Source organism: Streptomyces sp. NPDC005791, from assembly GCF_042871485.1.
Classification (GTDB): domain Bacteria; phylum Actinomycetota; class Actinomycetes; order Streptomycetales; family Streptomycetaceae; genus Streptomyces.
Genome location: NZ_JBIAIP010000011.1, coordinates 194,858 through 218,109, shown reverse-complemented (window position 1 = coordinate 218,109; position 23,252 = coordinate 194,858). Strand labels below are relative to the sequence as shown.

Sequence of the window (23,252 nt, the reverse complement as noted above, 5' to 3'; positions counted from 1 at the left end):
TTGCACAGCAGGGCGCCACCGCACCGAATCAGCCCGCGGTCACCGCGGACCGGAGCGTTCCGTCGGGCCCCGCCAGCAGCACGGGCGTATCGGGCCCGCCCAGGTCACGGACGGCGGCGCGGTCGGCGTCCGAGGCGGTCGCGGCCTCGGAGACGACGGCCGCCGCCTCCAGGGATGTGGCGCCGCTGGCCACCGCCATCGCGACGGCGGTCTGGAGCGCGCTGAGCTTCAGCGACTCCAGGGCCACGGTGCCGGCGGCGTACGTGCGTCCGGTCTCGTCCCGTACCGCCGCGCCTTCCGGCACGCCGTTGCGGGCGCGGACGCTGCGCGCCAGCGTGACGATCTTGCGGTCCTCGGTACCGAGGTCGGTGCTGTCGGTCATGTGCCGAGCATACGAAGGGGACCGGCACCGCGGGGGCGCGGGGGCCGTGCCCGGCCCCCGCGATGCCGGACGTGCGGGCCTACGGCCGGTCCAGGCGCAGCCGTTCCGCCTTGGGGAGTCCGGCCACCACCAGGTCGTAGCTGTCCTCCACGAGCTCCCGGACCATCCGGTCCGGGAGTTCGGAGACCGTCACCGTGTTCCAGTGGCGCTTGTTCAGGTGCCAACCGGGGACGATCGCGGCGTGCTCCTTGCGGAGCCGCAGCGCCTCGTCCGGGTCGCACTTGAGGCTGACCTGCAGGGGCCGAGCGTCGAGCACCACGAGGGCGAACATCTTTCCCAACACCTTGAAGACCGAGGCCTCGGGCCCGAAGGGGTACTCCTCCGTGCTCGCGTTGAACTCCAGGCAGAACGTGCGCAGCTCCTGAGGAGTCATGCCGTTTCCGTTCCCTCCGGTTCCACCAGCACCGTGACGATCTTGTTCCTGCGGCCCGCCGGAGACTCCGCGGTGAGGCGGAGCTTGCGCCCGTCGGGGAGGTCGACCATCGAGGAGGCGCCGGAGATCGGGACCCGCCCGAGCGCCTTCGCCAGCAGACCGCCGACCGTCTCCACGTCCTCGTCGTCGTACGCGTCGAGGCCGAACAGCTCACCGAGGTCGCCGATGTCGAGCCTGGCGGTCACCCGGAAGCAGCCGTTCTCCAGCTCCTGGACCGGCGGGAGCTCGCGGTCGTACTCGTCGGTGATCTCTCCGACGATCTCCTCGAGGATGTCCTCGATGGTGACGATGCCTGCCGTACCGCCGTACTCGTCGATGACGACGGCGACGTGGCTGCGCTCCTGCTGCATCTCACGCAGCAGGTCACCGGCGTTCTTCGTGTCGGGGACGAACGCGGCGGGGCGCATCGCCGTGGAGACCAGGTCCGCCTCCGCGTCCCGGTTGATGTGCGTCTTGCGGACCAGGTCCTTGAGGTAGACGATGCCGACGATGTCGTCCTCGTTCTCCCCGGTGACCGGGATCCGCGAGAAGCCGGAGCGCAGCGCGAGGGTCAGGGCCTGACGGACCGTCTTGTACCGCTCTATGCAGACCAGATCGGTGCGGGGCACCATCACCTCACGCACGAGGGTGTCGCCGAGCTCGAAGACCGAGTGCACCATGCGGCGCTCCTCGTCCTCGATGAGGGATTCCTGCTCGGCGAGGTCGACCATCGCGCGCAGTTCGGCCTCGCTGGCGAAGGGGCCCTTGCGGAAGCCCTTGCCCGGGGTCAGCGCGTTCCCCAGGAGGATCAGCAGCTGCGGGACCGGCCCCATGATCCTGGCCAGCGGCAGCAGGACGTACGCGGCGGCCGTGGCGGTGTTCAGCGGGTGCTGGCGGCCGATGGTGCGCGGCGAGACCCCGATCGCGACGTAGCTGACGAGGACCATCACCCCCATGGCGACGGCCAGCGCTTCCCAGGTCTCGGGGAACTCCTTGAGGCAGGCGTACGTGACGAGCACACCGGCCGACATCTCGCAGGCCACCCGGACGAGCAGCGCCACGTTGAGGTAGCGGGTGGGGTCGGCGGCGACCTGTTCCAGCTTGGCGCTGCCTCGGCGTCCTGCCCGCACGGCCTCGGCCGCGCGGAAGCTCGACGTACGCGCGATCCCGGCCTCGGCGCAGGCCGCGAGCCAGCCGACGACGACCAGCAGGACCGCGCCGGAGATGAGGGGGACGCTCACGAGACGGTGGGGGCGGGGGACGGACCGGTCAGCCCGCGCTCACCGCGCCAGCCGTCGACGATGGCCGCCTGGAGGCCGAACATCTCGGCCTTCTCGTCCGGCTCCTCGTGGTCGTACCCGAGGAGGTGCAGCACCCCGTGGACGGTGAGGAGCTGGAGCTCCTCGTCCATGGAGTGCTGCGTCTCGGCGTCCTCGCCCTGCTTCTTCGCGACCTCCGGGCAGAGCACGATGTCACCGAGGAGCCCCTGCGGGGGTTCCTCGTCGTCCTTGGCCGGGGGACGGAGCTCGTCCATCGGGAAGGACATGACATCGGTCGGGCCCGGGAGGTCCATCCACTGGATGTGGAGCTGCTCCATGGCGGCGGTGTCCACCACGATCACCGAGAGTTCGGACAGCGGGTGAATCCGCATCCGGGCGAGCGCGTAGCGGGCGATGTCGAGGATCGCCTGCTCGTCGACCTCGGTTCCGGACTCGTTGTTGACGTCGATCGACATGGTGCGCTGCGACTACTTCCCGTTGCGGCCGGTGCGGCCCTCTGCGTTGTCGTACTTCTCGTACGCGTCGACGATACGGCCGACGAGCTTGTGCCGGACGACATCCTGGGAGGTGAGCCGCGAGAAGTGCACGTCCTCGACGTCGTCGAGGATGTCCTGGACCTGCCGCAGGCCGCTCTTGGTGCCGCCTGGTAGGTCCACCTGGGTGACGTCACCGGTGACGACGATCTTCGAGTCGAAGCCGAGGCGGGTGAGGAACATCTTCATCTGCTCGGCGCTGGTGTTCTGCGCCTCGTCAAGGATGATGAAAGCATCATTCAGGGTGCGACCACGCATGTACGCCAGCGGCGCGACCTCGATCGTGCCCGCGGCCATCAGCCGGGGGATCGAGTCCGGGTCGAGCATGTCGTGCAGGGCGTCGTAGAGCGGGCGCAGATACGGGTCGATCTTGTCGAAGAGCGTGCCGGGCAGGAAGCCGAGCCGCTCCCCCGCCTCGACGGCGGGCCTGGTGAGGATGATGCGGCTGACCTGCTTGGACTGCAGGGCCTGGACCGCCTTGGCCATGGCGAGGTAGGTCTTGCCGGTGCCCGCGGGGCCGATACCGAAGACGATGGTGTGCTTGTCGATCGCGTCGACGTACCGCTTCTGGTTGAGCGTCTTGGGGCGGATGGTGCGGCCACGGCTGGAGAGGATGTTCTGGGTGAGCACCTCCGCGGGGGTCTCGGCGCCGTCCCCGGTGCCGTTCCCGCTCGCCCTGAGCATGGCGATCGAGCGTTCCACAGCGTCCTCCGTCATCGGCAGACCGGTGCGGAGCACCAGCACCATCTCGTCGAAAAGGCGCTGGATCAGGGCGACGTCGGCCGCGCTTCCAGTCGCGCTTATCTCGTTGCCCCGGACATGGATGTCGACGGCCGGGAACGCCGTTTCGATCACGCGCAGCAGCGAATCGCCCGACCCCAGGAGCATCACCATGGGGTGTGCGGCCGGAATGCTGATGTGGGCGCGCGCCTGCGGCTGTGTAGGTGACTGAGTCATGGGCCGGCCCTCGGGCCTGCGCATACCTCCCGTTGCAGGGCCGTCGCTGCTCGACCGCCTCTGGAGTACCAGCGTACGACTCCTGACCGACAACGCCGAGAGGTTTTACCCGGTGATCATCAGGGGTTCACTGCCGGAAGCCGATGGTCGGGACGGCGCGGCGCAGGGGCCATCCCCTGCTGGTGGCGGGCAGCAGCTTCTCCAGGAAGGCGTAGCGGTCCAGCGCCGCCGGGTCCTGGTCCGCGCAGGACCGTACCTGCTGCCACCAGCCGGCGATCTCCGCCCATCCGGGGGCGGAGAGTGAGCCTCCGAACTCCTGCACCGACAGGGCCGCCGTCAGCCCGGCGAAGGCGAGGCGGTCGGCGAGCGGCCAGCCGGCCAGCGTCCCGGTGACGAACCCCGCGACGAAGACGTCGCCCGCGCCGGTGGGGTCCAGGGCCTCCACCCCGATGGCGGGCACCTCGGCCGCCGTCCCGGTCTCCCGGTCCACCGCGTAGGCGCCCTCCGCCCCCAGCGTGACCACGGCGAGTGGCACCCGCTCGGTCAGGGCATGGGCGGCGGCGCGCGGGCAGTCGGTGCGGGTGTAGCGCATGGCCTCCTCGGCGTTGGGCAGGAAGGCCAGGCAGTGCCCGAGGTCGGGCAGTGCGTCGAGGTCCCAGCGGCCGGTGTCGTCCCACCCGACGTCGGCGAAGACCATCGCGCCGTCCCGGGCGGCCCCGGCCACCCAGGGCTCCCTGCGGCCGGGGGTCAGCGAGGCGACGGCGGCGCGGGCCCGCGGCGGGCAGCTGGGGAGCGTGCGGCAGCCGGGTGGGGCGGAAGCGGTGGGCGCCGGGGCCTCGTGACCGTGCGAGACCATGGTGCGTTCACCCTCGTACGCCATGGAGACGGTGACGGGCGAGTGCCAGCCGGGGACCGTGCGCGACATCGACAGGTCGATGCCCTCGCCCTGCTCGAGGGCGTCCCAGCAGTACTCGCCGTAATGGTCGTCTCCGAAGGTGGCGGCCAGCGACGTGCGCAGGCCGAGCCGGGCGAGGGCGGTGGCCATGTTGGCCACGCCGCCGGGGCTGGAACCCATGCCCCGGGCCCAGGACTCCGTCCCGCGCACCGGTGCGCTGTCCAGGCCGGTGAAGATGATGTCCAGGAAGACCGTGCCGGTCAGGAAGACGTCACAAGCCGGGTCCTGCGGGGCGCGCAGCCCGAGCAGCGGGTCGATGACTGGATCGGGTGTACTCACCGTGCGCTCCTCGGCTGTGGCAGATCTGGACGGTGCGAGATTCGGCCAGTGTGCCGGATTCGCCGCCGTGTCCGCGGGGCACGCGCCGTGCGCACACACTCACCCTCACCTGCATAAACATGCGCGGTTACCCGGCTTCACGAGGCATAAACATAGATGTGACCTAGATCACATCGAGCCGACTTTCCGTCGCCTGGGCACGCTTGATACAAATTGCCCCGCGAGCACCGTTCGGGACAGTTGACGACGGGTGCCGCTTCTCCCGCATTTCCCTCGCTCCACCCTCCTCCGCCTTACCCTCCCCTGCCTTCTCCTGCCTCCTCCGGCATGTCTTCAGGAACGCCCATGTCCTCGCGCCCTCGCGCCGCGTGGCCCCTGGTCGCCGTGTTCACCGCCGGTTACCTCGCCGCCTATCTCCTCCCCACCATGGTCGGACGTCTCAGCGCCTATCTGGGGCTGAGCTCGGCCCAGTCCGGTCTGGTCGGCAGCGCCCTCCTGCTCAGCTCGGCCTCGGCCGGCTTCGCACTGGCGGGGCGCGTCGAGCGGTACGGATCGCGCGGACCGGCACGCGTGGGCCTGTTGCTCGCCGTACTCGGTTACGGCTGCGCGGCGCTGACCACCTCGATGCCGCTGGTGGTCGCCGGGGTCGTGGTCGGCGGCCTGGGCTCCGGGACGGCGACCGCCGTCGCGGCGTCCGGCATCGCGGCGCAGCGCGATCCGCACCGGACCTCGTCGCTCGGGCTGCTCAGCGTCTCGGCGACGGCGGGAGCCCTCTATCTGACGGTCCCCCACCTGGGCGGCGGCCATCGGCTGCCGTTCGCGTCCATCGCCCTGGTCGCCCTTCTCGTCTGGCCCGCCACCTCTCGGCTGGGCGGCTCCTCGCCCGTCGGCGGGACCTCGTCGGCGCAGGGACCGCTGCCGCACCGCCGGTCCGGTCTGGTGCTGGCGGGCGGGATGCTCGTCTGGTCCATGGCACAGAACGCCCTGTGGGGTGTGAGCAGCCGCATCGGCGCCGTCCAGGTGGGCCTCTCCGAGGTGACCATCGGCGCCGTGTTCGCCGCCGCACTGGGCGCTGGACTGCTCGGCGTCATGGGCGCGGGCATGCTCGGGGCCCGGCTCGGGCGGGCGGTGCCTATCGGCCTCGGGACGATGATCATCGCGGGGAGCATCGTGCTCAGCTCCTCGGCCGAGGACCTGGGGTCCTTCGCGACCGGTGAGATCGTGTGGAACACCTTCTACCCGGTGGTCCTGTCGTATCTGATCGGCCTGGCGGCCTCACTGGACGTACGCGGACGCTGGGCGGTCCTGGCCGGTTCGGCGTCCTCCGTCGGGACCGCCTGCGGCCCCCTGCTCGGCAGTGTGCTCTCCGAGCAGGCGGGCTACGCGGTGATGGGGCTGATCCTGGGAGCGGCGACGCTCCTGGTCGCGGCCCCTGTGACCGCCGTGGCACTGCACACCGGCGGGCGGCCGCTGGTGCCCGGTTCCGTCCGGCGCAGGGGCGGCGCCCCGGCCGCGCTCCTCGCCGCCACGACCAACAGCCTGTCCGGCGCGGTGCCCAAGCTGGGCGCGCCCGAACAGGAGGTCACGGAGATCAGGGTGCCCGCGCTGCGGCGCAGGCGGCTGGTGCGCAGCGCGCTCCGGACGGCGGGGCCGGACGCGGGTTCCGGTCAGTCGAACACGTAGGTCTCGACCTCGGAGAGGTAGCGCGCCCTGCGCTCCTCGTCATGGTCGAGGAAGGCCGCCTCGAAGGAGTTACGGGCCAGGGTGCGCAGCTGCTCGCGGTCCAGGCCGAGCGCCTCGTGCACGGCCTGGAAGGTGTCTCCGACGTATCCGCCGAAGTAGGCGGGGTCGTCGGAGTTCACCGTGCAGAGCAGTCCGGCGTCCATCATGGACCGCAGCGGGTGCTGCTCCAGGACGTCGACGGCGCGCAGCCGTACGTTGGAGAGCGGGCAGAGCGTCAGCGGGATCCGCTCGGAGACCAGCCGGTCCACCAGCTCCGGGTCCTCCATGCAGCGCAGGCCGTGGTCGATCCGTTCGACGCCGAGGACGTCCAGGGCCTCCCGGATGTATTCCGGCGGGCCCTCCTCGCCGGCGTGGGCGACCTTGCGCAGACCGAGGGCCGTCGCCGCCGCGTACACCTCGCGGAACTTCGCGGGCGGGTGGCCGACCTCCGCGGAGTCGAGCCCGACGGCGCTGACGCGGTGCAGGTACGGCTTCGCGGCTTCCAGGGTCTCCAGCGCCGACTCGGCGGACTTGTCACGCAGGAAGCACATGATCAGCTGCGTGGAGATGCCGTGCGTCTCCACGCTGCGGTCCAGCGCCCTGCCCAGCCCCTCGATCACGGTGCCGATCGGGACGCCACGGTCGGTGTGGGCCTGCGGGTCGAAGAAGATCTCCGCGTGCCGGACGCCCTGGGCGGCGGCGCGGGCGAGGTAGGCGTCGGCCAGCTCGGCGAAGTCCTCCTCGGTGCGCAGCACCGCCATGAGGGCGTAGTAGAGGTCGAGGAAGCTCTGCAGGTCGTCGAAGAGGTAGGCGGTGCGCAGCTCTGCGGTGTCCGCGTAGGGCAGGTCCACGCCGTTGCGCGCGGCGAGTGCGAAGGCCAGCTCGGGTTCGAGGGTCCCTTCGATGTGGAGGTGGAGTTCGGCTTTGGGGAGGTGCACGGGGTTCTCGTTACGTGTGGCGGGTGGGGACCGGGACCCTGATCAGGTCCTGGGCGATGGTCAGTTCGCCGTCGAAGCCGGCTGCCCTGGCCTGGCGCTCGAAGGCGTCGGGGTCGGTGTAGCGCTGGGAGAAGTGCGTCAGCACGAGGTGCCGTACGCCCGACTCCTTCGCCACCCGGGCCGCCTGTCCGGCGGTGAGGTGGCCGTGGTCGGCGGCGAGCCGGCCGTCCTCGTCGAGGAACGTCGACTCGATGACCAGCATGTCGCATCCCTCGGCGAGGGCGAACGCGCCGTCGCAGAGCCTGGTGTCCATGACGAAGGCGAAGCGCTGTCCACGGCGGGTCTCGGAGACCTCGTGCAGCGGGACGCCGCGCAGGCCCCCCTCCCGTTGGATCCGCCCGACGTCGGGCCCGCCGATGCCGTGCTCGGCGAGCTTCGAGGGCAGCATGCGCAGCCGGTCGGGCTCGGTGAGCCGGTAACCGTAGGACTCGACGGGATGCGAGAGCCGGTGGCTGTCGAGGGTGTACGCGTCGGTGGCGGCGAGGGCGCCGTCGGCGGCGACCGGGGCCTCGGTCAGCTGGACCGACTCGCGGTAGGCGGTCGCGTACCGCAGCCGGTCGAAGAAGCGCTGTCCGCTCGCCGGGAAGTGGGCGGTGACGGGGTGCGGGACCTGGTCGAGGTTGATCCGCTGGATCACTCCGGCCAGGCCGAGGGAGTGGTCGCCGTGGAAGTGCGTGACACAGATCCGGTTGATGTCGTGGGCGGCGACCCCCGCCCGCAGCATCTGGCGCTGGGTTCCCTCGCCCGGGTCGAAGAGGATGCCCTCACCGTCCCAGCGCAGCAGATAGCCGTTGTGGTTGCGGTGGCGGGTCGGCACCTGGCTGGCGGTGCCGAGGACCACGAGTTCTCGTACGGACACGACGTCAGCCGGGAGGCCACTGCATCCCGCGGCCGCCCAGGACGTGGGCGTGCGCGTGGAAGACGGTCTGGCCGGCGCCGGCGCCGGTGTTGAGGACGATGCGGTAGCCGCTCTCGGTGATCTTCTCGTCGGCGGCGACCAGGCCGGCCTCGCGCAGCACCGCGGCGGCGGTCTGCGGTTCGGCTGCGGCGAGGGAGGCGGCGTCCGGGTAGTGCGCCTTGGGGATGACCAGGACGTGGGTCGGGGCCTGGGGGTTTATGTCACGGAAGGCGACGGTCGTGTCGCTCTCGCGGACGATCGTCGCCGGGATGTCGCCCGTGACGATCTTGCAGAACAGGCAGTCGGTCTGCGGTTCTCCCGCCATGGCCCGGGCCTCCTCGGTCGTTCGGTGAGCGTGATCGGTACACCGGCATGCTATCCGGCGAGGCCACGGTCTATCGTCCGGTTCGGACCGGATCGGATCGGTGGGCCCGCACGGTCCGGACCGGAGGCCCTGGGCGTGTGGCTCCTCAGCTCCAGCGGCCGGTGCGTCCCATCAGCAGGGCCGCCGCGGCCGTCCCGGCGGTCGAGGTGCGCAGCACACTGGGGCCGAGCCGGTAGGCGGGCGCTCCCGCCTCGGCGAAGGCGGCCAGCTCCTGGGGGGACACCCCGCCCTCCGGGCCCACGACCAGCACGATCGTGCCCCGGTCCGGGAGTTCGGCGGTGGCGAGCGGCTCGCTGCCGCTGTCCCGGTCCTCGTGCAGGACGCCCGCGAAGTCCGCCCCGGCCAGGAGGGCGGCGACCTGCCTGGTCGTCATGGCCTCAGCCACGTCGGGGAACCGGACCCGGCGCGACTGTTTCCCCGCCTCACGCGCGGTGCTGCGCCACTTGGCCAGGGACTTGAGGCCGCGGTCCCCTTTCCACTGCGTGATGCAGCGCGCGGCCTGCCAGGGCACGATCGCGTCGACGCCCGTCTCGGTCATCGTCTCCACGGCGAGCTCACCGCGGTCGCCCTTGGGCAGCGCCTGGACGACGGTGATCGAGGGAGTGGGCGCGGGCTCCTCGTGGACCGGCTCCAGTGCGCCGACGACGAGCCGGTCCTTACCCTCGGCCGCCCGCACGACGCCTTCCGCCCAGCGGCCGCGCCCGTCGGTCAGGACGACGTCCTCCCCCGGGTTCAGGCGCTTCACGGAGACGGCGTGCCGCCCCTCGGGGCCGTCCAGGACGTACTCCGGCCCACCGGGCAGCTGCTCGACGACGAAGACCGGTGCCGTCACTGGGCACTCCTCACACTCACTGCCGCACGCGCGGCTTCCGTTTCGGCGGCGAGCAGGCCCACGAGCTCCCCGGCGGGCAGCTCGCGTGCCAGCCGGTGCCCCTGGCCCGCCCACAGGGCCATGCCCTGGGCGTCCTCGGCCTTGGCGGCGGCCCTGCGCAGCCCGCTGGTCAGCTGGTGCACCTGCGGGTAAGCGGCGGGGGCGTACGGGCCGTGCTCCCGCACGAACCGGTTGACCAGCCCTCGCGCCGGGCGTCCGGAGAACGCCCGGGTCAGGGTCGTGGTCACGAACAGCGGGTTGGTCAGCGCCTGCTTGTGCAGCGGGTGCGCTCCGGACTCGGGGCAGGCCAGAAATGCCGTGCCGAGCTGTGCCGCGTCGGCCCCGGCGGCGAGGACGGCGGTGATCTGGGAGCCGCGCATCAGCCCGCCGGCCGCGATCACCGGAATGCGCACCGATGCGCGGACCTCGGTGATCAGGGCGAGCAGGCCGGTGCCGTCGAGACCGGCCTGCGGGTCGTCGCGGTGCGTGGACTGGTGGCCGCCGGCCTCGGTGCCCTGGACGCAGAGGGCGTCGGCGCCCGCCCACTGGGCGTTCCGCGCCTCCTGGGCCGAGGTCACCGTGACGACGGTGTACGTCCCGGCGGCGGCGAACGCCGCGAGGACTTCGCGGGTGGGGCACCCGAAGGTGAAGGAGACCACGGGTACGGGGTCCTCCAGCAGGATCGCGACCTTGGCCTCGTAGCCGTCGTCGCCACAGGAGTCCGGGTCGCCGAGCGGGGTCTCGTACCAGGCGGCCTCGCCGGCGAGCTGGTGGCGGTAGACCTCGACGGCAGAGGGGTCGGCGACCAGCGGCTGCGGCATGAAGAGGTTGACGCCGAAGGGCCGGCCGGTCATCCTCCGCAGCTGCTTGACCTCGTTGTACATCCCGTCCGCGGTCTTGTAGCCGGCCGCGAGGAACCCGATCCCCCCGGCTTCGGCGACGGCCGCGGCCAGCTCCGGGCGGGAAACGCCACCCGCCATCGGGGCCTGCACGATCGGGTACCGGCAGAGATCGGTCAGCGCCAAGGACATGACCGCATCGTGCCACGTCCGGCGGATCGTGCCGAATCAGCCCTTCCGCTCGGCGGTCCGGCCGCCGCACGCACCGCACCGCCCGCCGGTACAGGACCGGCGGGCGGTGCGGTGACAAGGCTCAGCGGCCGTTGAAGGCGTCCTTCAGACGGGAGAACAATCCCTGTTGTCCGGGCTGGAACTGCCCGGTGGGCCGCTCCTCGCCACGCAGCTGGGCCAGCTCCCGCAGGAGGCGCTCCTGCTCGGGGTCCATCTTCGTCGGGGTCATGACCTCGACGTGCACGATCAGGTCACCGCGCCCGCCGCCGCGCAGGTGCGTGATGCCGCGCCCGTGCAGCGGGACCGACTGCCCGGACTGCGTTCCCGGCCTGATGTCGATCTCCTCGAGGCCGTCGAGCGTCTCGAGCGGCACCTGGGTACCGAGCGCCGCGGCCGTCATGGGGATGGTGACCGTGCAGTGCAGATCGTCACCGCGCCGCTGGAACACGGCGTGGGAGAGTTCGTGGATCTCGACGTACAGGTCACCGGCGGGGCCGCCGCCGGGGCCGACCTCGCCCTCGCCCGCGAGCTGGATCCGGGTGCCGTTGTCGACACCGGCGGGGATCTTCACGGTCAGGGTGCGCCGCGAGCGGATGCGGCCGTCACCGGCGCACTCGGGACACGGCGTCGGGACGACCGTGCCGAAGCCCTGGCACTGCGGGCAGGGCCGCGAGGTCATGACCTGGCCGAGGAAGGACCTGGTGACCTGGGAGACCTCCCCACGGCCGCGGCACATGTCACAGGTCTGCGCGGAGGTGCCGGGTGCGGCACCCTCGCCACTGCAGGTCGTACAGACGACCGCCGTGTCGACCTGGATGTCCTTGGTCGTGCCGAAGGCCGCCTCGTTGAGGTCGATCTCCAGCCGGATCATCGCGTCCTGGCCGCGCCGGGTCCGCGAACGGGGCCCGCGCTGCGCGGCGTTACCGAAGAACGCGTCCATGATGTCGCTGAAGTTGCCGAAGCCGCCGGCTCCGAACCCTCCCGCGCCACCGCCGCCGCCCGAGGCGGACAGCGGGTCGCCACCGAGGTCGTAGACCTGCTTCTTCTGCGGGTCCGACAACACCTCGTAAGCGGCGTTGATCTCCTTGAACCGCTCCTGGGTCTTCGGATCCGGGTTGACATCCGGGTGCAGCTCGCGTGCGAGCCGACGGAATGCCTTCTTGATCTCGTCCTGAGATGCGTCGCGGCGCACGCCGAGTACGGCGTAGTAGTCCGTGGCCACTTACGAATCCGCCAGGATCTGTCCGACGTAACGTGCCACTGCGCGTACCGCTCCCATCGTTCCGGGGTAGTCCATGCGGGTCGGTCCGACCACGCCGAGTTTGGCGACTGCCTCGTCGCCCGAACCGTAGCCGACCGCGACGACGGACGTGGAGTTGAGGCCCTCGTGGGCGTTCTCGTGCCCGATCCGTACGGTCATGCCTGAGTCCGTCGCCTCACCGAGCAGCTTCAGCAGCACGACCTGCTCCTCCAATGCCTCCAGCACCGGCCGGATCATCACAGGGAAGTCGTGCCCGAAGCGGGTGAGGTTGGAGGTGCCGCCGATGATCAGCCGCTCCTCCGTCTCTTCGACCAGAGTCTCGAGAAGAACGGAGAGCACCGTCGATACGGTTCCCCGGTCCTCGCTCTCGAAGGACTCCGGCAGTTCCTGCACCAGCCGGGGGACGTCCGCGAAGCGTCGTCCCACGACCCGGCTGTTGAGCCGGGCCCGCAGATCGGCCAGTGACGTGTCACCGAACGGTGCAGGACAGTCGATCATACGCTGTTCGACCCGGCCCGTGTCCGTGATCAGTACGAGCATCAGCCGGGCCGGAGCCAGCGACAGCAGCTCCACGTGCCGGACCGTCGACCGGGTCAGCGAGGGGTACTGCACGACGGCGACCTGCCTGGTCAGCTGCGCGAGCAGCCGGACCGTGCGGCCGACGACGTCGTCGAGGTCGACCGCGCCGTCGAGGAAATTCTGAATGGCCCGGCGCTCCGGCGACGAGAGGGGCTTGACGCCCGCGAGCTTGTCGACGAAGAGACGGTAGCCCTTGTCCGTCGGAATACGTCCCGCACTCGTGTGCGGCTGGGCGATGAAGCCCTCGTCCTCCAGCACCGCCATGTCGTTGCGGACAGTCGCCGGGGAGACCCCGAGGCTGTGCCGCTCCGTGAGCGCCTTGGAACCGACGGGCTCCTCGGTGCCGACGTAGTCCTGGACGATGGCGCGCAGCACTTCGAGTCTGCGTTCGCTGAGCACCGCGCACACCTCCAGCTGTCGTTCTTCGGTGTCTGCCTGGCACTCTGTGCGTTCGAGTGCCAGCAATCCCCTGGTCAGTGTACGGGGGCGGGGTGGGCCCGGGGCAAGGGCGACCGGCCACGTCCTCACGGGACCGCGCAGGTCGTTGCCGATAGCGTCGCCGTATGGACGTCTCTTGGGAAGAGTTCGGCTGGGAGCGGCTGGGCAACGGTACGGGACGGCGGCGCCTTCCCGTCTGGGATGCGACCGCCGCGCTGGTGGCGGGGGCGGACGGCGTGCTGCTCTATGACACCGGTTCGACGCTCCGGGAGGGCGTCGAGCTGCGGACCCAGGCGGAGGTGATGCTGGGCCGCAGGGTGACGCATATCGCACTGAGCCATCCGCATTTCGACCACGTACTGGGCACCGCCGCCTTCTCCGGGGCGGAGGTCTACGGGGCGGTCGGCACGGCGGACCTGCTCCGGCAGGGCGCCGAGGAGCTGCGCGCGGACGCGCTGCGGCACGGGATGAGTGAGGCGGACGCCACAGCGGCCACGGACGCCCTGGTCGCCCCGCGGCACCAGGTCAGCGGTGAGTGGACGCTCGATCTCGGCGGCGGGCTCCAGGTGCTGCTGGCCAATGTGGGCCCCGGTCACAGCGGCCACGACCTCGCGGTGCTGGTGCCGGGCTCCCCCGTCGTGGTGCTCTGCGGCGATCTGGTCGAGGAGTCCGGCGAACCGCAGGCGGGCCGCGACGCGGTCGGCTCGCACTGGCCGGCCGCGCTGGACCGGCTGCTCGAACTGGGCGGCGAGGACGCGCTGTACGTACCGGGCCACGGCGCGGTGGTGGACGCGGCGTTCGTACGGGCCCAGCGCGATCAACTGGCCGCCCGCTTCGGCGTGTCGTGAAAGGACGGCCGATTATCGTCGTGCCATGCGCAGCTACCAGCCCGATCTGACTCCGCCGTGGAAGAAGTCCACCCCCGCCCCCGAGGTCCCCGCCGAGCCCGATCTGGTCGTCGAGGAGGCCGTCACCGGCTTCTGCGGGGCGGTGATCCGGTGCGAGAAGACGGCCCAGGGGCCGACGGTGACGCTGGAGGACCGCTTCGGCCGACACCGGGTCTTCCCCATGGAGCCGCGCGGCTTCCTGCTGGAGGGCGAGGTGGTCACCCTCGTGCGCCCGTCGGCGGGCGGCCCCGCCCGCCCCTCCCGTACGGCCTCCGGTTCGGTTGCGGTACCCGGGGCGCGGGCACGGGTGGCGCGGGCGGGCCGGATCTACGTGGAGGGACGGCACGACGCCGAGCTCGTCGAGCGGGTGTGGGGCGACGACCTGCGCATCGAGGGTGTGGTGGTGGAGTACCTGGAGGGTGTCGACGACCTGCCGGCGATCGTGCGGGAGTTCGCACCCGGTCCGGACGCCCGGCTCGGTGTCCTGGTCGACCATCTGGTGCCCGGGTCCAAGGAGTCCCGGATCGCCGCCCAGGTCACCGACGCGCACGTGCTGGTGGTGGGGCATCCGTACATCGACGTCTGGGAGGCCGTGAAGCCCTCGTCCGTGGGCATCGCGGGGTGGCCGGTGGTGCCGCGCGGCCAGGACTGGAAGACGGGTGTGTGCCGTGCGCTGGGCTGGCCGGAGAACACCGGTGCGGCCTGGCAGCACATTCTCTCCAGGGTCGGCTCGTACAAGGATCTCGAGCCTCAACTGCTGGGCCGAGTGGAAGAACTGATCGACTTCGTCACCCTTCCTTCCTGAAGTCCCGCGGCCGTTGACGAGGATCCGGTACCGATCCCCCCGAACACCTGCGCAGCACACGCCCCATCCGTTATTGAGGGGGTGACGGCACGGCCGGCGCAGGGGAGGGGACGGGCGGATGACGCGTGAAGTGTGGCGGGACAGTGCGGACAACGAGGCGGCGTCCGCTGTCTTCCACCTCATGCAGGAGCTGATCGACCAGTACCGGGTCAACCGTCCCGTGATGCCATTGGTCGTGGCTCAGGCGGAGGACGCCGCCGCCGGTCCGGAGATCGACCTCAGGGTCGAGCGCATCGTCCACCAGGTACACCGGGCGAACCAACTGCGCCGGGTCCCGGTGAAGCTGCTCGACGGTTACGGCGCCACCCCGTACGAAGCGGCGCTCTCCATGGTCCGCACCCTCACCGAGCGGGCCTGGGAGACCCGGGGGACCTCGCAGTACAAGCCCTTCACGTTTCCCCGCTCCCGGCTGCTGGCCGCCATCGAGCAGGCCACGGCCACGGTCGTGACCCAGCCGGAACGGGGGTCCCCCCGTGAACGCGACGAACGGATCCTGGAACAGCTGGGCAGCCTGCGCTGGCGGGCAAGCCGGCCGGGGGGCAACAACTGGTGGGATTCGCTACGCGCCTCGATCCGTCCGGAGACCTTCGTCGGGGCCGTCTTCATCGCCGTGCTCAGCGTGCTGCTGGGCGAGATCGGCTGGGTGGTGACCGCCCTGGTCGCCGCCGCGGCCCTGCTCGGCCTCGCGGTCGTACGACTGGTGACCACGGCGGCGCCGCCGCTGCTGTGGCTGCGCCGGGCCAGCAGGTGGCTCGCGACCACGTCCTCCCTGGCCGCGTCGAGCACCGCGTATCCGTCCGACGGCTGGTCGTGGTTCTCCCCCAGCGGCTCGTGGCGGGTGATCCGGGCTCGGGCGGCCGCCGTCGCGGAGCGGGTGGCCGACGCGGGGGCGGGCGACGAACACGCGCGCCAGTTCCATCTGGAGCTGCGGGTCCAGGCGCTGCTGGAGGACCTGCTGCACAACTACCGGCCGCACGCCCTGGACTGGCGGCGCGGCAAGCGCACGGTCCCGCCGGTGGTCTTCCTGCCGACGGCCACCCAGGACAACGGCGGCATCCTGCTGATCAATGCCGTCAACAATGTGCGCTCGCGGCGCAGCGAGGTGGATCCGCTGCTGCTCCTGGCCTCCCTCCCGGCCGACCGGATCATGCGGCACACCCCGCCGCTGCCTCCGGAACCGCCCGTGAACGCCGGCGCCAGGTCGGGAGCGCGCGCCCGCTACGAGAGGTGGGTCGACGACCTGAGCGTCGGCCAGGCCCCGGCGGCGGCCGTGACGCTGGCGTGGGTGCTGCGCCTGCCGCTCTCGACCGGTCAGCTGACCCACGAGCACGCCCACGCCCAGCTCGTCACCCATCGCGTCCGCCGGACCTGGGCCTGGTGGGTGATGTCGCGGACGACCGTCGCCCTCGCACTGGTCGGTGCGCTGCTGGGGACCTTCCTGTGGAGCGAGCACCTGAAGGAGAAGTACTGCTACGGCCCGCTCGTCGGCGTCAGCACCGACGCGGTCAGACTGACCGGCCCCGGAGGCGTCAGGGAATGCGTCGGGGTGGCGACGGTCCCCGGAGTGCGCTTCGCCGAGGGCAACACACTCCAGCTGAACGGGGTGGGCACAGGCGTCACCTTCGAGCGGATCGAGCAGGCGATCAGGGAACAGAACGCCACCATCGGTCCGGGCGAACCGCATGTCACCGTCGTCTACGCGGGTCCGCTCACCGGGACCGACACCGATCGGGAGGACACCCGCAAGGGCCTGGAGGAGCTGACCGGCGTCTATCTCCACCAGCGGTTCGTCAACGACACGGCGAATCGTTCTGTCAAGCTCCGGGTCCTGACGGCCAACGGCGGACAGGACATGCTGCGGCAGACCACGGCGGTCAGGAGGATCATCGACGTGGCCCGGCGGGACTCCTCCGTCGTCGGTGTGGTGGGCCTCGGCCGCAACACCACGGAGAGCGCCGAGGCCACCGGACTCCTCCAGCGCGCGGGACTTCCCGTGGTGGACACCACGAACTCCGGCAGCGACCTGGCCCGTGCGTACCCGAACTACTTCGGCATGGCCGCGACCGACGAGGAGCAGGCGGACGCCCTCGGACTGATCGCGGGCCGGCTGGCGGACGGGCTGGACGATCCGCAGGCCGTCGTCCTGTCCAGGAAGGTGGGCAACGAGGACAAGGACCGCTACACCACCGAGCAGCGCAGGGTCGGTCTGGAGATGCTCGAGGAATCCGGCTTCGCCCTGGCCGCCGACACCCGGTACTCCCTGTCCAAGGACGGCGGCTCCGCGAACCTCGACGCGCCGCTGCACTCGATCTGCGGCGCGGAGCGCGTGCCCGACGCCCTGTACTTCGCGGGCCGGGTCGAGGACGTCAACACGCTGATGTCCGGTCTCGGTCAGACGGCCGGCTGCTCGGACAAGAAGATCACGGTCTTCACCGGCGACGACCTCGCCAAGGCCCGCTTCGACGACTCGACGAAGCTCGCGGACAAGGTGACGCTCTACTACGGCGCGCTCGCCCCCCTGAGCCAGGGCGGCGGCAGGGCGTTCTACGAGGACTCACGCAAGACCCTGGAAGCGCTGCTCCCCGCCGGGGAGCAGCTGCCGGCCCTGCCGAAGGAGCGCCCGTACGAGGACAGGCTGTTCGCCAGCGGGCAGACCGTCATCTCCTACCAGGCGACGGCAGCCCTCTATGCCGCCGCGACCCGCAGCGACGTCCCGCAGAGCGCGGCGGAGACCTGGGCGACGCTCTACTCGGTGGCCCTGCACGACATGCCGACGGGGACCATCACCTTCCGGGGCACGATTCCGTACGCCGATCAGAAGGTGCACGGCCTGAACATCGTCGAGGTCACCCGACCGGGGCCGGACGCGCAGAGCCGCGTCGTGTGCGGCCGGGCCGCGGGTGACCGGACACCGCTCACCCGCGCGGACTGTCCGGTGGGCTGAGGGCGGTCCCGTGGTTTCTGGTTTATCGGCGCACGGAGTCGGACGTGGTGCGTCGCACGGCGGGAGGACACCCGCCTACCGGAGGTGACGGGACAGCCCTTGTGCGGGCCTCAGTCGACCAGGTCACGCACCACGGCGTCGGCCAGCAGCCGGCCCCGCAGCGTGAGGACCGCGCGGCCCTCGCCGTACGGTCCGGGCTCCAGCAGCCCGTCCTTCACCGCGCGGCCCGCAGCCGCGAGACCGGCGGGGGCGAGCAGGGACAGCGGGCAGCCCTCGACGAGCCGCAGTTCCAGCAGGATGCGCTCGACCCGACGGTCCTCGTCGGCGAGGATCTCGCGGCCCGCACCGGGCGAGCGGCCCTCGGCCAGGGCCTGTGCGTAGGCTCCGGGGTGCTTGACGTTCCACCAGCGCACCCCGCCGACGTGGCTGTGCGCCCCCGGTCCGGCGCCCCACCAGTCGGCTCCGCGCCAGTACAGCTCGTTGTGCAGACAGCGGCCCTCGGGCGTACGGGACCAGTTCGACACCTCGTACCAGGAGAAGCCGGCCGCGGCCATCGCCTCGTCCGCGATCAGATAGCGGTCGGCGTGCACGTCGTCGTCCGTCATGGGAACCTCACCGCGGCGGATACGGCGGGCGAGCTGGGTCCCTTCCTCGACGATCAGCGCGTACGCCGACACGTGGTCGGGTCCGGCGCCGATCGCCGCGTCGAGGGAGGCCCGCCAGTCGTCGTCGGACTCGCCGGGGGTCCCGTAGATCAGGTCGAGGTTGACGTGCTCGAAGCCGGCCGCCCTGGCCTCGGCGACACAGGCCTCGGGCCTGCCGGGCGTGTGGGTGCGGTCCAGGACCTTGAGGACGTGCTGCCGGGCGCTCTGCATGCCGAAGGAGACCCGGTTGAAACCGCCTTCCCGCAGCGCCGCCAGGTACGCCGGATCGACGGACTCCGGATTGGCCTCCGTGGTGATCTCGGCGTCCTCCGCCAGCCCGAACTCCTCACGGATCGCCGCGAGCATCCGGACGAGGTCGGCGGCGGGCAGCAGCGTCGGCGTGCCACCGCCGACGAAGACGGTGCGGACCGGTCGGGGGTCGTCGCCGAGCACCTTGCGTGCCTGGCGGACCTCCTCGACCAGGTGCGCCGCGTAGTTGTCCCGGGATGCCAGGGCGCCACCGGAGCCGCGCAGCTCGGTCGCGGTGTAGGTGTTGAAGTCGCAGTAGCCGCAGCGGGTGGCGCAGTAGGGCACGTGCAGGTAGAAGCCGAGGGGCCGGTCCGCCCCGCCTTCCAGGGCGTGGCGGGGCAGGGCCCCGTCGTCGGGCACGGGCTCACCATCGGGCAGTACGGAAGGCATACCGTCCATTGTCACTCGCCGGCGGAGCCGCCCCGCACAGAGCGGCCGGTCTCAGTCGACCTGGATCACGAGGAGGGCCAGGTCGTCGTCGGGCGGACGCTCGGCGAAGGCGTGGACGGCCTGCTTGATCCGGTCGGCCGTCGCGGCGGCCGGAAGCCCGGCGCAGCCGGCCAGGACCCGTGCGAGGCCGTCGTCGTCGTCGAACATCAGCCGCCCCGAGCGCCGCTCGGTCACCCCGTCGGTGACACACAGGAGACTGTCACCGGGCGCCAGGTCGAAGCTCTGGCTCTCGTACGCCACATCCTCGACGACCCCGAGCAGCACCTGCGGCTCGGCGGCCGGGCGTACGGAGCCGTCGGGGCGCAGCAGCAGCGGGAGCGGATGACCGGCGCTCGTCACGGTGCAGCGCACACCGCCGTTGGGGAGCGGGACGAGGTCGCCGTACAGCAGGGAGAGGAAGCGGGACTGGGAGCCGTCCTGCATGTGATCGCCGCCCTGGAGCTGCTGGCCGCCGGCCGCCGCGACCATGAGGGCGGCGGCCTCGGCGGCCTCCATGGCGTCGTCGAGGAGGAGCCGGTTGAGCCGGTCGAGGACCTCGCCGACGCTGTATCCCTCCCGGGACAGCAGGCGCAGCCAGGGCCGGGCGAGGCCGGTCACGACGGCGGCTTCGGGGCCGCTGCCCTGGACGTCCCCGAGCACGAAGCACCAGCGGCCGCCGGGGCAGGGGAAGAGGTCGTAGAAGTCGCCGCCGACCACGCCGTCGTCCCCCGGTTCGTACACCAGGGCGCTGGTGACGCCGGGGATCTCGGCGACCTTGCTGGGCAGCAGACCGCGCTGGAGGATGCGGCTGATGGTGGCCTGGCGGGTGTAGGCACGGGCGGCGCCCACGGCGAGGCCGACCCGGCGTACGAAGTCCGCGAGCAGCGCGGCGACCTCGTCGGGGATGTGGTCGGCGCCCTCGCGGCCCACGAGAACGGCGCCGAGCGTGCGTCCGCCCGAGACGATGCGATGGGCGAGCGCGGCGCCTGTGCCGGCCTCGCCCTCCGCGGCGGCGCCGCCCGGCCACGGCAGGGGCACGGGGCCGGTGCCGACGCTTCCGGGCAGGCGGAGCGGCTCCTTCTCCAGTGCGGGCCGCAGCAGCTCGCCCCGCGCCTCGTCGCTGTGCCACACCCCTGCGAGCCGGGGAGCCGCCGCCGGGCCGGCGCCCTCGCCCTCCAGCCATATCGCACACCAGTCGGCGAGGCGGGGTACCAGGAGCCGGCCCGCTATCGATGCCACCAGGTCCTCGTCGAGCTGGCCCGCGAGGAGACCGGAGGCCTCGGCGAGGAAGGAGAGCCCGCCGCGGCCGGACCAGCCGCCGTCGTCACGCGCGATGTGCCCGGCCGAGGGGACGAGGATCGCTCCGGCGTGCGGGCCGCGTCCACGGGTGCCGTCGCCGACGGCCGGGGCGTCGGGCATTCCGTAGCGGTCGTCACCGGGGAGGCGGGCCCAGACGGTCTTGAGGCCGGTGCGGTAGGTGATGCCCCAGGATTCGGCGAGGGTGGCGACGAGCTGGAGGCCCCGGCCGTACTCGGCGGGGTCGGGCCGCTCGGCGTGGTCGTCGCGCACCGAGCGCGCGGGATGGTGGTCGGTGATCTCCAGCACCAGCGCGGCCGGTTCGGGCCCGGCCGAGTCCTCCAGCCTGAGGAGCAGCTCGACGGTCGTACCGGCGTGCACGACCGCGTTGGTGACCAGTTCGCTGGCCACGGTCAGCGCGTCGTCGGTGAGCCGTTCGCCGAACTCACCGGTGGTGGGCAGACCGCCCCCGGTCCAGTCGGCGAGCGCCGCCCGGACGAATCTGCGGGCCGCCGCCGAGGCCTGCGGGATACCGGGCAGGCTGGTGCGGGCAACCGGAAACAGCCGGCCGCCCTGACCGGCGACGGCGGTGCCGGGAAGCTGAACGATGTCCCGCTGCAAGGGAATGGGCCCCACGGTGCGGCTCCTGACGGTCTCGCGAAACGCCGCTGACGTATCCCGACAGAGTGACAGACCGGGCGCGCCCATAAGCGCCGAGTGACGGAAGTGGCCGGAGTCGGCCGGGAGACGCGGCGGGGCCGGTGGGGCTTCCGCCCCCACCGGCCCCGCTCCGACGTGCTCTGCGGCTGTTACGCCTCGCGGGATCCCGCGTACATGTCGTCGATGAGGTACTGGTACTCGCGCTCGACGACCGGCCGCTTCAGCTTGAGGCTGGGGGTCAGCTCCCCGTGCTCGATGTCGAGGTCGCGCGGCAGGAGCCGGAACCTCTTGATGGTCTGCCAGCGCTGCAGGCCTTCGTTGAGTGTCCGCACGTAGCCCTCGATGAGCTCCACGGCCTTCGGGGACGCCACCACGTCGGCGTACGGCTTGCCGCCCAGTCCGTTCTCCTGTGCCCAGCCGAGGATGGTCGGCTCGTCGAGCGCGATGAGGGCGGTGCAGAAGTTGCGGTCCGCGCCGTGCACCAGGATGTTCGAGACGAACGGGCAGACCGCCTTGAACTGGCCCTCGACCTCCGCCGGGGCGATGTACTTGCCGCCGGAGGTCTTGATCAGGTCCTTCTTGCGGTCGGTGATCCGCAGATAGCCGTCCTCGGACAGCTCGCCGATGTCCCCGGTGTGGAACCAGCCGTCGGACTCCAGCACCTCGGCGGTCTTCTCGGGCAGCCGGTGGTAGCCCTCCATCAGACCGGGACCGCGCAGCAGGATCTCGCCGTCGTCGGCGATCCGGACCTCGGTACCGGGGAGCGGCTTGCCGACGGTTCCGGTGCGGTAGGCCTCGCCGGGGTTGACGAAGGAGGCGGCGCTGGATTCGGTGAGCCCGTATCCCTCCAGGATGTGGATGCCGGCACCGGAGAAGAAGAGGCCGATGTCGGGGGCGAGGGCGGCCGAGCCGGAGACACAGGCGCGGAGCCGTCCGCCGAAGGCTTCACGGATCTTCGCGAAGACGAGGGTGTCGGCGACCTTGTGCTTGGCGCCGAGGGCGAACGGCACGGAGGCATTGCCGGTGCGCCGGAAGTTGTCCTGCGACACCGTGGCGTACTCGCGGGCGACACCGGCCGCCCACTGGAAGATCTTGTACTTGGCACCGCCCCCGGCCCGCGCCTTGGCCGCGACCCCGTTGTAGACCTTCTCGAAGATGCGGGGAACGGCCGCCATGTAGGTCGGCTGTACCACCGGCAGGTTCTCGATGATCTTGTCGACGCGTCCGTCGACGGCCGTGACGTGACCGACCTCGATCTGGCCGGACGTGAGCACCTTGCCGAAGACGTGTGCGAGCGGCAGCCAGAGGTACTGGACGTCGCCCGCGGTGATCAGGCCGGTCGCCACGGTCGCCTTGGCCATGTACGACCAGTTGTCGTGCGGCAGCCGTACGCCCTTGGGGCGGCCGGTGGTGCCCGAGGTGTAGATCAGGGTCGCCAGCTGGTCCGCGGTGATGGCGGCGACCCGGTCGGTGACCGCGTCCGGGTTCTTCACCAGGTGTTCGGCGCCCCGGGCCTCGAGGTCGGCCAGGGTGAGGACCCAGCCTTCGGGGTCGCCCTCCACGGGGTCGGCGCCGGCCGGGTCGATGACGACGACGTGCACCAGTTCGGGCAGCTCGGCGCGGTGCTCCCGGGCCTTCGCCAGCTGGGCGGCGTCCTCGGCGATCAGCACGCGGCTGTCGGAGTCGCCCAGGATGAAGGCGGACTCCTCGGTGTTCGTGGAGGGATAGATCGTCGTGGTCGCGGCGCCCGCGCACATCACGCCGAGGTCGGCGAGGATCCATTCGACGCGGGTGGAGGAGGCGAGCGCGACACGCTCCTCCGGACGGACGCCCAGAGCGATCAGACCGGCCGCGATGGCGTGGACCCGTTCGGCGGCCTGCGCCCAGGTGAGCGACTTCCACGCGTCCGGGCCCTGCCCCGAGGCTGCCGGCACCGGGTAGCGGTAGGCCTCCCCGTCCGGGGTGGCCGCCACGCGGTCGATGAAGAGAGTCGCCACGGAGGGCGGTCGGCTATCGATCAGGGTCTGTGTGTCGCTCACGACGTCCTCCGGGCCTGCGGCATTGCTACGACCGGTTCATGGGGGCTGCTGCTGGTGTGTCCTGCTTCTCGTTCCCGCTCGGCCTGCTTGTTTAACTGG

Annotated in this window: 20 protein-coding genes; 4 read left to right on the top strand and 16 right to left on the bottom strand. The window is 71.5% G+C overall.

Annotated features, from left to right (window positions below; genetic code table 11):
• Positions 1-28: 28 nt before the first annotated feature.
• The 6 genes from ACFYSH_RS22630 to ACFYSH_RS22605 form a co-directional block, all read right to left on the bottom strand.
• Positions 29-382 (bottom strand): cytidine deaminase, encoded by a 354-nt coding sequence (locus ACFYSH_RS22630; RefSeq protein ID WP_359472484.1) that lies wholly within the window; start codon positions 380-382, stop codon positions 29-31.
• Positions 383-461: 79 nt separating this feature from the next.
• Positions 462-815: an MmcQ/YjbR family DNA-binding protein gene (locus tag ACFYSH_RS22625; RefSeq protein WP_359472482.1), complete on the bottom strand. Its 354-nt coding sequence runs from the start codon at positions 813-815 to the stop codon at positions 462-464.
• A complete protein-coding gene (locus ACFYSH_RS22620; protein ID WP_359472480.1) occupies positions 812-2,095 on the bottom strand; it encodes a hemolysin family protein in 1,284 nt (427 codons plus the stop codon). The genes ACFYSH_RS22625 and ACFYSH_RS22620 overlap by 4 nt, the downstream gene beginning before the upstream one ends.
• Entirely contained in the window at positions 2,092-2,589 is a 498-nt protein-coding gene (gene ybeY / locus ACFYSH_RS22615) for an rRNA maturation RNase YbeY (RefSeq protein WP_277334053.1), read from the bottom strand. The genes ACFYSH_RS22620 and ybeY overlap by 4 nt, the downstream gene beginning before the upstream one ends.
• A gap of 12 nt (positions 2,590-2,601) precedes the next feature.
• Entirely contained in the window at positions 2,602-3,624 is a 1,023-nt protein-coding gene (locus ACFYSH_RS22610; RefSeq protein ID WP_359472477.1) for a PhoH family protein, read from the bottom strand.
• A 127-nt stretch (positions 3,625-3,751) separates the two neighbouring features.
• The gene (locus ACFYSH_RS22605) at positions 3,752-4,858 is read right to left on the bottom strand and encodes a carbohydrate kinase family protein (protein ID WP_388754729.1); all 1,107 of its coding nucleotides are present in this window, start codon (positions 4,856-4,858) and stop codon (positions 3,752-3,754) included.
• Between the two features lie 345 nt (positions 4,859-5,203).
• Here ACFYSH_RS22605 and ACFYSH_RS22600 point away from each other — a divergent pair, with 345 nt between their 5' ends.
• Positions 5,204-6,541 carry an MFS transporter gene (locus ACFYSH_RS22600; RefSeq protein ID WP_388754726.1) on the top strand — a complete coding sequence of 446 codons (1,338 nt, stop codon included), beginning with the start codon at positions 5,204-5,206 and terminating at the stop codon, positions 6,539-6,541.
• Here ACFYSH_RS22600 and ACFYSH_RS22595 read toward each other — a convergent pair.
• The 7 genes from ACFYSH_RS22595 to hrcA all read right to left on the bottom strand — a co-directional run bounded on the left by ACFYSH_RS22595 (position 6,526) and on the right by hrcA (position 13,041).
• On the bottom strand, positions 6,526-7,518 hold the full coding sequence (locus ACFYSH_RS22595) for an adenosine deaminase (protein ID WP_388754723.1): 993 nt from the start codon (positions 7,516-7,518) through the stop codon (positions 6,526-6,528). The genes ACFYSH_RS22600 and ACFYSH_RS22595 overlap by 16 nt on opposite strands.
• Before the next feature lie 10 nt (positions 7,519-7,528).
• Complete coding sequence (locus ACFYSH_RS22590; protein ID WP_359472469.1) at positions 7,529-8,437, bottom strand: ribonuclease Z; 909 nt, start codon at positions 8,435-8,437, stop codon at positions 7,529-7,531.
• Positions 8,438-8,441: 4 nt separating this feature from the next.
• Positions 8,442-8,801, bottom strand: a complete 360-nt coding sequence (locus tag ACFYSH_RS22585; RefSeq protein WP_359472467.1) for a histidine triad nucleotide-binding protein — start codon at positions 8,799-8,801, stop codon at positions 8,442-8,444.
• 145 nt (positions 8,802-8,946) lie between these two features.
• Positions 8,947-9,693: a 16S rRNA (uracil(1498)-N(3))-methyltransferase gene (locus tag ACFYSH_RS22580; protein ID WP_359472465.1), complete on the bottom strand. Its 747-nt coding sequence runs from the start codon at positions 9,691-9,693 to the stop codon at positions 8,947-8,949.
• Positions 9,690-10,763: a nitronate monooxygenase gene (locus ACFYSH_RS22575; RefSeq protein WP_388754718.1), complete on the bottom strand. Its 1,074-nt coding sequence runs from the start codon at positions 10,761-10,763 to the stop codon at positions 9,690-9,692. Before ACFYSH_RS22575 ends, ACFYSH_RS22580 begins: the two co-directional genes overlap by 4 nt.
• A gap of 121 nt (positions 10,764-10,884) precedes the next feature.
• The gene (gene dnaJ, locus ACFYSH_RS22570) at positions 10,885-12,024 is read right to left on the bottom strand and encodes a molecular chaperone DnaJ (RefSeq protein WP_359472461.1); all 1,140 of its coding nucleotides are present in this window, start codon (positions 12,022-12,024) and stop codon (positions 10,885-10,887) included.
• Entirely contained in the window at positions 12,025-13,041 is a 1,017-nt protein-coding gene (gene hrcA / locus ACFYSH_RS22565; RefSeq protein WP_359472459.1) for a heat-inducible transcriptional repressor HrcA, read from the bottom strand.
• A gap of 164 nt (positions 13,042-13,205) precedes the next feature.
• Here hrcA and ACFYSH_RS22560 point away from each other — a divergent pair, with 164 nt between their 5' ends.
• The 3 genes from ACFYSH_RS22560 to ACFYSH_RS22550 all read left to right on the top strand — a co-directional run bounded on the left by ACFYSH_RS22560 (position 13,206) and on the right by ACFYSH_RS22550 (position 17,776).
• Positions 13,206-13,928, top strand: coding sequence for an MBL fold metallo-hydrolase (locus tag ACFYSH_RS22560; protein WP_388754714.1), 723 nt, complete (start codon positions 13,206-13,208; stop codon positions 13,926-13,928).
• 25 nt (positions 13,929-13,953) lie between these two features.
• Positions 13,954-14,772: a DUF3097 domain-containing protein gene (locus ACFYSH_RS22555; RefSeq protein WP_388754711.1), complete on the top strand. Its 819-nt coding sequence runs from the start codon at positions 13,954-13,956 to the stop codon at positions 14,770-14,772.
• A gap of 118 nt (positions 14,773-14,890) precedes the next feature.
• Complete coding sequence (locus ACFYSH_RS22550; RefSeq protein ID WP_388754708.1) at positions 14,891-17,776, top strand: hypothetical protein; 2,886 nt, start codon at positions 14,891-14,893, stop codon at positions 17,774-17,776.
• Between the two features lie 110 nt (positions 17,777-17,886).
• Here the strand turns inward: ACFYSH_RS22550 and hemW are convergent, their stop codons facing one another.
• From hemW to ACFYSH_RS22535, 3 genes are all read right to left on the bottom strand, one after another.
• A complete protein-coding gene (gene hemW, locus ACFYSH_RS22545) occupies positions 17,887-19,119 on the bottom strand; it encodes a radical SAM family heme chaperone HemW (protein ID WP_388754705.1) in 1,233 nt (410 codons plus the stop codon).
• Positions 19,120-19,170: 51 nt separating this feature from the next.
• Entirely contained in the window at positions 19,171-21,090 is a 1,920-nt protein-coding gene (locus ACFYSH_RS22540; RefSeq protein WP_359472448.1) for an ATP-binding SpoIIE family protein phosphatase, read from the bottom strand.
• A gap of 173 nt (positions 21,091-21,263) precedes the next feature.
• On the bottom strand, positions 21,264-23,153 hold the full coding sequence (locus ACFYSH_RS22535) for a long-chain fatty acid--CoA ligase (RefSeq protein WP_359472446.1): 1,890 nt from the start codon (positions 23,151-23,153) through the stop codon (positions 21,264-21,266).
• Positions 23,154-23,252: the final 99 nt, after the last annotated feature.